The following is a 9,515-nucleotide window of genomic DNA, read 5'->3' on the forward strand; positions in this document are numbered from 1 at the left end:
GTCTCCCCTACAGGCCCGAGAGCTTGGACGTGACCGGCTGGAAGCCCTGGCCCGTCAGCTGGTCGTTCCCGGTGAAGAGGTTCGACGCGCCGCGCAGGGCCGTCTTCTCCGAGCTCAGCCGGCCCATCAGGCGCTTGACCTGGTCGTCCCAGTGCGTGTGGGCCTTCGTCAGGCCGGTCGCGGTCTCCCAGCCGGCGAAGGCCTTGGCGGCCGCGTTCGTCGGCTCGTCGGCGGCGTCCGCGGCCTTCGTCGTCCCCGGCTGGAGGACGTTCTCGATGGTGTCGGCCGCCTTCTTCTTCTCGGGCGGGGCCGTCCCCAGGACTCCGGTGCCCGACGCGGTCGTGGACTGCCCCTGCTGGGCCCACTGCTGCTCGAACGACACCGCTCCCCCAAAGATGTGCGACCAAGGATGTGCGGCCAAGGACGTGCGGCCAAGGACGTGCGATCGGAACTGATCGGTACCAACCTAACCCCGGCCCGCGCACCCCTCAGACGTGGGTGGGTGCGAACATCCTCAGCTTGGCCGGGAGGAGCAGGAGCGAAGGGCCCGGGGTCTTCAGAGACGCGGCCAGGTCCTCGCGGAGGGATTCCGGGGTGGTCGTGGTCGCCGGGATGTCGAAGGAGGCCGCCAGGGCTACGAAGTCGGGGCGGGTCAGGGCCGTGCCCGTCTCGCAGCCGTACTCGCGCAGGATGCCGTAGCCGCCGTCGTCCACGATCAGCCAGGTGACGTCCAGGTCGTGCTGGCGGGCGGTGGCCAGGTCGGCGATCGAGTACATCGCGCCGCCGTCGCCGGAGACCGCGAGGACCGGGGTGTCCGGCTCCGCGACGGCCGCGCCGAGGGCCGCCGGGAAGGCGTAGCCGAGGCCGCCCGCGCCCTGCGCCGAGTGCATGGTGTTGGGGTGCTTGGCGTCGAAGGCCGACCAGGCCCAGTAGGACAGGATCGTCATGTCCCAGAAGGACGGGGAGCGGGGCGGAAGAGCCTGCCGGATCGAGGTCAGGAGCTGCTGTTCCAGGGTCAGGTCCTGCTCGGCCAGGCGGGCCGCGATGTCGGCGAGGAGCAGGCTGACGCGCTCGGGGGCCTGCGGGTCGGGGCGTTCGGCGACCGTTTCGAGGAGCGCCTGCAGGGCGAGGCGGGCGTCCGCGTGGATGCCGAGGCCCGCGTGGTTGGACTCCAGCTTGCCGAGGTCCGCCTCGATCTGGACGACCCGGCCCTCCGGGAAGAACGTGTGGTAGTTCGAGGACAGTTCGCCCAGGCCTGAGCCGACCACCAGCAGGACGTCCGCGTCCTCCAGGAAGTCCGTCATGTGGCGGTCCTCCAGCCAGGACTGGAGGGAGAGCGGGTGGGTCCAGGGGAAGGCGCCCTTGCCGCCGAAGGTGGTGACGACGGGGGCATTCAGACGTTCCGCGAGCTGCTTCAGCTTGCCCGCGGCGTCCGAGCGGATCACCCCGCCGCCCGCGATGATCACCGGGCGCTCGGCGTTCTCCAGCCAGTGCGCGGCCAGCGCGGTGAGTTCCGGGCGCGGGGCCAGTTCGTGCGGGGTCGCGTCCATGCCCGTGACCTGCGGGATGAGGGTTTCCGCACGCAGGACGTCTTCCGGGATCTCCACCCACACCGGTCCGTGCGGGGCCGTCAGCGCCGACTCCCAGGCCTCCGCGATCACGGACGGGATCTGGGAGGGGGTGCGGGCGGTGTGGACGGACTTGACCACGTCCCGGAAGGAGGCCGACTGGTCGCGCAGCTCGTGCAGGTGACCGCGCCGGCCGCCGCCCAGGCCGGGCGTCGGGACCTGCGAGGAGATCGCCAGGACGGGGGCGGACGCCGCCGCCGCCTCGGCCAGCGCCGGGAGCGCCATGAGCGCGCCCGGGCCGGTGGACAGGAGGAGGGGGGCCGCCTCGCCGGTCATCCGGCCGTACGCGTCGGCGGCGAACCCGGCGTTGTTCTCCGTACGGAGTCCGACGAGGCGCAGGTCCGAGCGGCCAACCGCGTCGAAGAGGCCGAGCGCGTGCTGGCCGGGCAGCCCGAAGACGGTGGTCGCGCCGAGCGAGCGCAGCGTCTCCACGACCAGGTCCCCGCCCGTGCGCCCCGGCGGCGGCGCGAGCGCGGCCGCCTTCTGGGCTTCGGTGGGACGGAGTACCAGGTCGTGGTCGTGCGTCACGTGCGCTTACTCGCCCTTCGGGTTGGCCGCCCCCGCCCGCACGCCGTGCCTACTTGGCGCCGCGCGCCGCGGAGATCTGGCGGCTCATGATCGTGGTCAGTTCGTACGCGGTGTGCGAGGCCGCGACCGAGGTGATCTCCGCGTGATCGTACGCCGGGGCGACCTCGACGACGTCCGCCGAGACCAGGTTGCAGGAGGAAAGACCGCGGATGATCTCCAGCAGCTCGCGGGAGGTCATGCCGCCCGCCTCCGGGGTGCCCGTGCCGGGCGCGTGCGCGGGGTCCAGCACGTCGATGTCGATGGAGATGTACAGCGGACGGTCGCCGATGCGCTGGCGGAGCTGGTCCGCGACCTCGTCGGCGCCGCGCCGGTAGACGTCGGCCGAGGTGACGATGCCGAAGCCCATCTTGGCGTCGTCGTCCAGGTCCTGCTTGCCGTACAGCGGGCCGCGCGTGCCGACGTGGGACAGGGCCTCGGTGTCGAGGATGCCCTCCTCGACGGCGCGGCGGAACGGGGTGCCGTGCGTGTACTCGGCGCCGAAGTACGTGTCCCACGTGTCCAGGTGGGCGTCGAAGTGGAGCAGGGCCACCGGGCCGTGCTTCTTCGCCACCGAGCGGAGCAGGGGCAGCGCGATGGTGTGGTCGCCACCGAGGGTCATCAGGCGGGAGCCGTTGCCGATCAGCTCGTCGGCGGCGGCCTCGATCGTGTCGACGGCCTCGTTGATGTTGAAGGGGTTCGCGGCGATGTCGCCGGCGTCGGCGACCTGCGCGAGCGCGAACGGGGAGGCGTCCTGCGCCGGGTTGTACGGGCGCAGCAGGCGGGAGGCCTCACGGATGGCGTTGCCGCCGAAGCGGGCGCCGGGGCGGTACGAGACTCCGGAGTCGAACGGCACGCCGACGACGGCCACGTCGGCCTTGCCGCCGACCTCGTCGAGGCGGGGCAGCCGGGCGAAGGTCGCGGGGCCCGCGTAGCGCGGGATGCGGGAGGAGTCGACGGGGCCGCGCGGCTGCGTGCTCATGAGGGGGTGCCCTTCCGGAGGTCCTGGTGGGTCCTGCTGGGTGTGCTGGTGGTGCTGGGTGGTGCTGGTGCGGTCCTTCGAGCGTAAACGGACATCCCGGGACGGCGAAGTGTACGTTTCCTCCACCAGCCCCCTCCGATGTGTACGGAGTATCCACTCATGGAAGCCCCACCCACCCCGCCGGTCCCGCTCGGCCGACTGCTCGCCGACCACGAGCTCGGGCTGCGGCACCTGGCCGGGCCCGCCGAGGCCGAACTGCACGGGGTCCACGCCTCCGAGATGGCGGACCCGTCCCCGTACCTGCTGGGCGGCGAGCTCCTCTTGACGGCGGGCGCCGGCCTCGCGGGGGCGGAGGCCGGGCAGGCAGCGGCCGGGCAGGCAGCCGCCGACGCCGGGCCCTACGTCGCCGGGCTGGTCAGGGCCGGGGTCGGGGCCGTCGGGTTCGGGGTGACCCCGGTGTACACGACCGTGCCGCGGTCCCTCGTCGAGGCCTGCGACCGGTACGGGCTGCCCCTGGTCGAGGTGCCGCCCGGCACCCCGTTCACCGCGGTCGGCCGGAGCGTCTGGCGCCTGATGGCACAGGCCCGGACCGCCGAGCTCCGCCGGGTGACCGAGGCCCAGCAGTCCCTGGCGGCGGCCGCAGCCCGCCCCGACCCGGTCCCGGCGGTGCTGCGCCGGCTGGCGGCGACCCTGGGCGGCTGGGCGGCCGTCCTCCCGCCGACCCGGCCGGACACCCCGGCGGCCACCGGAGCAGGGGCCGGGCCCGCGCCTTCCGTGCCGGAGGGCCCGGACGCGCGCCGGGAGCAGGGCGTCGGGGCGGGTGGCGCCAGGGCGGAACCCGGGCCGATGCCCACGGGACCGGCTGGGGCGGCAGAGGCGGCTGGACCCGCGGGAGCGGCCGGACGCGCCGCCTCTGCCATCCCGGCCACCCCTGCCACCCTTGCCACCCCCGGCGCCCCCGGCACCTCCGCCGGAACGGCGCCCGCCCCCGGGGCGCTCGACGTGCTCCTCTCACTCGCCCGACGGGTCGCACCCGGCTCCGCCGTCACCGCCACGGCCGCGCACGGCGGGCTCCACCTCAGCGTCCACGCCCTCGGCGACGGGCGGGTCCTCGCCCTTGCGACCCCGACGCGGGCGCCCGGGGACCACACCATCGCCTCGGTCGCGGCCGTCCTGCTGACGCTGCTCACCGCCCACCGCCCCGCCGGGTCGGAGGCCGCCCTGACCCGGCTGCTGCTCGGCGGGGATCCGGGGACGGCGCTGGGCCCCGGCCCCTGGTACGCCGTGCACGCCCGCGGCGCCGGTGACCCCCGGGCCCTGGCGGCGGCGCTGGGCACGGTACTGCTGGACCTGCGCGGGGATCCCGTACCCGGGGATCCCGAACGCGGGGACTCCGTACCCGGGGACTCCGTACGCGGGGACTCCGTACGCACCGCCTCCGTACGCCTCCTCACCGACCGCGAGCCCACCCCGCAGCCCGGCTGGCGGCTCGGGGTGAGCGCCGCGGCCCCGCCCGGGGGCCTGCCCGGCGCCGACGCGCAGGCCGGGCGGGCCCTGGAGCGCGCCGAGGCGGCCCGTACCCCGCTGGCCCGGCACCGGGACCCGGGCTTCGCGGGCCTGGTCGGCGCTGCCGAGGCCCGGGCCCACGCCGAGGCCCTGCTCGCCCCCCTCTCCCCCGCGCTCCGGGAGACCCTGCGCGCCTGGCTGGCCCACCACGGCAGCTGGGACCGCAGCGCGGCCGCCCTGGGGATCCACCGCAACACCATCCGCCAGCGCATCACCCGAACCGCCGCCCTGCTGGGCGACGCCGACCTTGACGACCCGGACACCCGGATGGAGCTGTGGTTCGCGCTGCGGCACACCGACGGCGCGGCCGGCCCCTCCTGACCCGGAGGACAGGCGCCGGGCGGCCCACAACGCCGGGGCCCCACCCGGCCCGACCCCGTCGCGGTGCGCCGCGCGGGCACCGGGGCCACGCTGAATGCATGAACCGCCCGGACAGCCCCCCGGAGCCCCCGGAGCCCCCACGCTGGGGCCCGCGCCCACCCCAGGGCCCCGCGCAGCACCCGAACCCGCCCCAGAGCCCGCCGTCGGCCGAGGCCCCGTACCCGGCCCAGAGCCCGCCCCAGCCTCCGTACCCGTACCCGTACCCCTACCCGCCCCCGCCCCGGAGGCGCCGCCGCTGGCCGTGGGTGCTGCTCGGCCTGTTCCTGCTGCTGCTCGGCGGCTGCACCGCCCTCTTCGCCGTCTTCGTCAACGAGGTGTCCGAGGAGGCCGCACGGCCCGCCCGGGTCGCGTACGCGGCCACCGGCAGCGCCTCGGGCGTGGCCATCACCTACTCGACCTGGCGCGACGGGAACCTGTCCACCAGCCAGGTCGGTGACCGGACCCTGCCCTGGACGAAGGAGATCACCACGACGGGCTTCGTGAAGGGCGGCTCCCTCGTCGTCACCCTCGGCCCCGACGGCGGCACCGCCACCTGCTCGGTGACTGTCGACGACTCCGCACCGATCACGGCGACGGCTACGGGCCCCTTCGCCTCCGCCGTCTGCAACGGTTTCTGAAGGGCGTTCCCGCGGCCTCCGGCGGACGTGCCGGACCTCACTCTGGACAGCGCGACCAACTCGCCGGTAACTTAATCTGAGCAAGCGCTTAGATTGGGCGGCGGACTGCCGCGACGAAGGGAGTCGGCCGTGCGCCGTACGGTGTTCAACGAGGACCACGAGGCGTTCCGCGAGACCATTCGCGCCTTCATCGAGGCCGAGGTCGTCCCGGTCTACGACGAGTGGTTCGCGGCCGGTCAGGCCCCGCGCGAGTTCTACTACAAGCTCGGCGAGCTGGGCATCTTCGGGATCAACGTCCCCGAGGAGTTCGGCGGCGCCGGCCTGGACACCCACAAGTTCGAGGCCGTCCTCTACGAGGAGACCTCCCGCGCGGGCGTCAACTTCGGCGGCTCCGGCGTGCACGTGCTGCTCGCCCTCCCGTACATCAAGATGCTGGCCGACATCGAGCAGAAGAAGCGCTTCCTGCCGAAGTTCGTCTCCGGCGAGGAGATGTGGGCCCTGGCGATGACCGAGCCGGGCACCGGCTCCGACGTCGCGGGCATGAAGACCACCGCCAAGCTCTCCGAGGACGGCACGCACTACGTCCTCAACGGCTCCAAGACCTTCATCACCGGCGGCGTGCACGCCGACCGCGTGATCGTCTGCGCCCGCACCTCCGCCCCCAGCGAGGACGACCGCCGCTTCGGCATCTCCCTCTTCGCCGTGGACACCAAGTCCGAGGGCTACTCCATCGGCCGCAAGCTCGACAAGCTCGGCCTGCGCACCTCCGACACCGCCGAGCTGGCGTTCGTCGACGTGAAGGTCCCGGTCGAGGACCTGCTCGGCGAGGAGAACAAGGGCTTCTACTACCTCGGCGCCAACCTGCCGTCCGAGCGCTGGGGCATCGCCTTCGGCGCGTACGCCCAGTCCAAGGCCGCCGTCCGCTTCGCCCAGCAGTACGTGACGGACCGCACCGTCTTCGGCAAGCCGGTCGCGCACTTCCAGAACACCAAGTTCGAACTGGCCGCCTGCCAGGCCGAGGTGGACGCCGCCGAGGCCGTCGCCGACCGCGCCCTGGAGGCCCTGGACGCCGGTGAGCTCACCGCCGCCGAGGCCGCTTCCGCGAAGCTGTTCTGCACCGAGGTCGCGCACCGCGTCATCGACAAGTGCCTCCAGCTGCACGGCGGCTACGGCTACATGAACGAGTACCCGATCGCCCGCCTGTACGCCGACAACCGCGTGAACCGCATCTACGGCGGCACCAGCGAGGTCATGAAGTCCATCATCGCCAAGTCGATGGGCCTGTAAGGCACCTAGCCTTCACTCCATGAACGAGGCACTGACGACGCTCCTCGTTCTCCTCGACCTGGAACAGATCGAGGAGAACATCTTCCGCGGTACCAGCCGTTCGGCGCTGGTACCGCGGGTCTTCGGCGGCCAGGTCGCGGCCCAGGCCCTGGTAGCGGCCGGCCGGACCGTCCCCGCGGATCGCACCGCGCACTCGCTGCACTCGTACTTCCTGCGCGCCGGTGACCCCGGCGCGCCCATCGTGTACTCGGTCGACCGGATCCGCGACGGACGCTCCTTCACCACGCGCCGCGTCGTAGCCGTCCAGCACAGCCAGCCGATCTTCCACCTCTCCGCGTCCTTCCAGACGTACGAGGAGGGCCTCGACCACCAGACCGCGATGCCCGACGCCCCCGATCCGGAGACCCTCCCGACGGCCGCCGAATCGCTCCCGCTCTACCGGGAGGTCTTCCGCAACCCCGGCACGGTGGAACGGCTCATCGAGGCGCGCGGCGCGGTGGACCTGCGGTACGCGACGGTCCCGCCCTGGGGCAGCGTCGGCGAACCCGTCGAACCGCGCACGCAGGTGTGGTTCCGTACCGCCGGCAAGCTGGAGAGCGACGACCCGCTCCTGCACACCTGCCTGGCCACGTACGTCTCCGACATGACCCTGCTCGACTCGGTGCTGCTCGCGCACGGGAAGGGCGGCTGGGCGGTCGGCGACGTGGTCGGCGCCTCGCTGGACCACGCGATGTGGTTCCACCGGCCGTTCCGCGCCGACGAATGGCTGCTGTACGACCAGGAGTCGCCCTCGGCGGCCGCCGGCCGGGGCCTGGGCCAGGCCCGGATCTGGACCCAGGACGGCAGACTCGCCGTGACGGTCATCCAGGAGGGCGTGGTGCGCGTCCCGCGCGCGTAGTACGGCCGTCCGACGTAACGTCACACCATGTCCAGCAGCGATGCGATGGTGAACGGAAACGGAATCGGCGGCCCGGGCGGGAGCCCGGGTGGGGACGAGAGCGTCGGAACGGTCATCGTCGCCGTCGTCACGAACCTCGGCATCGCCGCGGCCAAGGCCGTGGGCGGGATCGTCAGCGGATCGAGCGCGATGCTCTCCGAGGCGGCGCACTCGGTGGCCGACACGGTGACCGAGGTACTGCTCCTGACCTCGCTCAAGCGGAGCGCGAAGCCGGCCGACGAGGCGCACCCGCTGGGCTACGGCCCGGAGCGGTACATCTGGGCACTCCTCGCGTCGATCGCCACCTTCGTCGGCGGCGCGGTGTTCGCCGTCTACGACGGCATCCACACCCTGGTCCACGGCGAGGAGCCGGGCGACCCGACGCTCTCCTACATCATCCTGGGCGTCGCCGCCCTCCTGGAGGGCTACTCCCTCCTGGTCGCCTGGCGGCAGGTCAGGGGCGAGGCGGCGCGGTTGCGGGCGCCGCTGGGACTGTACGTGAAGCACACCCCGGACACGGCGGTGAAGGCCGTCCTCCTGGAGAACGTGGCCGCCCTGATCGGCCTGGCACTCGCGGCCGGCGGCCTGCTGGGGGCACAGCTCACGGGATCGGGCGCGTACGACGGCGTGGCCTCCCTCCTCATCGGGCTGCTGCTGGTGTGGGTGGCGTGGGAGCTGGGGCGCTCGAACGCGCAGTACCTGATCGGGCGGCCCCTCCCCGAAGGGATGCGGGCGGAAGTCCGGGAGGAGCTGCTGTCGGTGCTGCACATCGAGGGCGTGCTGGAGCTGACCACTCTGGTGCAGGGGCCGTCCGAGGTGCTGATCGCTGCGAAGATCGACTTCCACGATCTGGCGTCTGCCGCGCAGGTGGAGGCGGCGTGTGAACTCGCGGAGGCGCAGCTCAGGGAGCGCTTCCCGGCGATCCGCCGCGTCTACTTGGACCCGACTCCTTCTCCTTTTTGACGCACCCCTCGCACGGTGCGGCCCTGGCGGGCCTCCCCGGCTTCGCGCCGCTGCGCCGGGCACCTTTTCGACGCACCCCTCGCGCGGTGCGGCCCTGGCGGGCCTCCCCGGCTTCGCGCTGCTGCGCCGGACTCCGTCCGGCGGTGGCCAGTCGGGGTGCTCGCCACCGCCCTCTGGCGTCCAGCCCGGTGGGCGGGTGCGGCTGGGTCGGCCCTGCGGGGCGAAGTCCCCTACCCGCCCTTCCACCGTTCCCCGGGCTCCGCCCGGACCCGCGCCTCAAACGCCGGCGAGGCTGAAAACGGGGTCCCGGGCTGCGCCCGAACCCCCTGGGGCTCCGCCCCAGACCCCGGTCCTCAAACGCCGGACGGCTGAAAAACTCCAACGCCGGGCGACTGGAAAGGCCCAACGTCGGGCGGCTGAAGAGACCCACCACCCACCGTCGGCGCGGTTGGCGGCGGCCCGGGACGGGGACGGGGGCGGGGTGGGGTGTCGGCCGGGACGTAAAGCGTGATTTGTGGCGCAGCAACACCCCGCACCCTGTCGAAGCTGCGCACAGGGCGCCTAAATCATGCAGTCCAGGCCGACACCCC

Annotated in this window: 8 protein-coding genes; 5 read left to right on the forward strand and 3 right to left on the reverse strand. The window is 73.4% G+C overall.

Going from position 1 to position 9,515, the window contains the following annotated elements; translation table 11 throughout:
* Positions 1–7: 7 nt before the first annotated feature.
* From AC061S_RS28920 to speB, 3 genes are all read right to left on the reverse strand, one after another.
* Positions 8–382 (reverse strand): hypothetical protein, encoded by a 375-nt coding sequence (locus tag AC061S_RS28920; protein WP_478688825.1) that lies wholly within the window; start codon positions 380–382, stop codon positions 8–10.
* Between the two features lie 106 nt (positions 383–488).
* Positions 489–2,156 carry a thiamine pyrophosphate-binding protein gene (locus tag AC061S_RS28925; RefSeq protein WP_478688826.1) on the reverse strand — a complete coding sequence of 556 codons (1,668 nt, stop codon included), beginning with the start codon at positions 2,154–2,156 and terminating at the stop codon, positions 489–491.
* A gap of 49 nt (positions 2,157–2,205) precedes the next feature.
* The gene (gene speB, locus AC061S_RS28930) at positions 2,206–3,174 is read right to left on the reverse strand and encodes an agmatinase (RefSeq protein WP_327306617.1); all 969 of its coding nucleotides are present in this window, start codon (positions 3,172–3,174) and stop codon (positions 2,206–2,208) included.
* A gap of 159 nt (positions 3,175–3,333) precedes the next feature.
* Here speB and AC061S_RS28935 point away from each other — a divergent pair, with 159 nt between their 5' ends.
* From AC061S_RS28935 to AC061S_RS28955, 5 genes are all read left to right on the forward strand, one after another.
* On the forward strand, positions 3,334–5,061 hold the full coding sequence (locus AC061S_RS28935; RefSeq protein WP_478688827.1) for a PucR family transcriptional regulator: 1,728 nt from the start codon (positions 3,334–3,336) through the stop codon (positions 5,059–5,061).
* Between the two features lie 98 nt (positions 5,062–5,159).
* Entirely contained in the window at positions 5,160–5,738 is a 579-nt protein-coding gene (locus AC061S_RS28940; RefSeq protein WP_478688828.1) for a hypothetical protein, read from the forward strand.
* 129 nt (positions 5,739–5,867) lie between these two features.
* On the forward strand, positions 5,868–7,025 hold the full coding sequence (locus AC061S_RS28945; protein ID WP_266957923.1) for an acyl-CoA dehydrogenase family protein: 1,158 nt from the start codon (positions 5,868–5,870) through the stop codon (positions 7,023–7,025).
* Positions 7,026–7,044: 19 nt separating this feature from the next.
* Positions 7,045–7,923, forward strand: coding sequence for an acyl-CoA thioesterase (locus tag AC061S_RS28950; protein ID WP_478688829.1), 879 nt, complete (start codon positions 7,045–7,047; stop codon positions 7,921–7,923).
* Between the two features lie 45 nt (positions 7,924–7,968).
* Positions 7,969–8,925: a cation diffusion facilitator family transporter gene (locus AC061S_RS28955; RefSeq protein WP_478688833.1), complete on the forward strand. Its 957-nt coding sequence runs from the start codon at positions 7,969–7,971 to the stop codon at positions 8,923–8,925.
* Positions 8,926–9,515 lie beyond the last annotated feature (590 nt).

The sequence above is a fragment of the Streptomyces sp. CA189 genome (assembly GCF_056428985.1).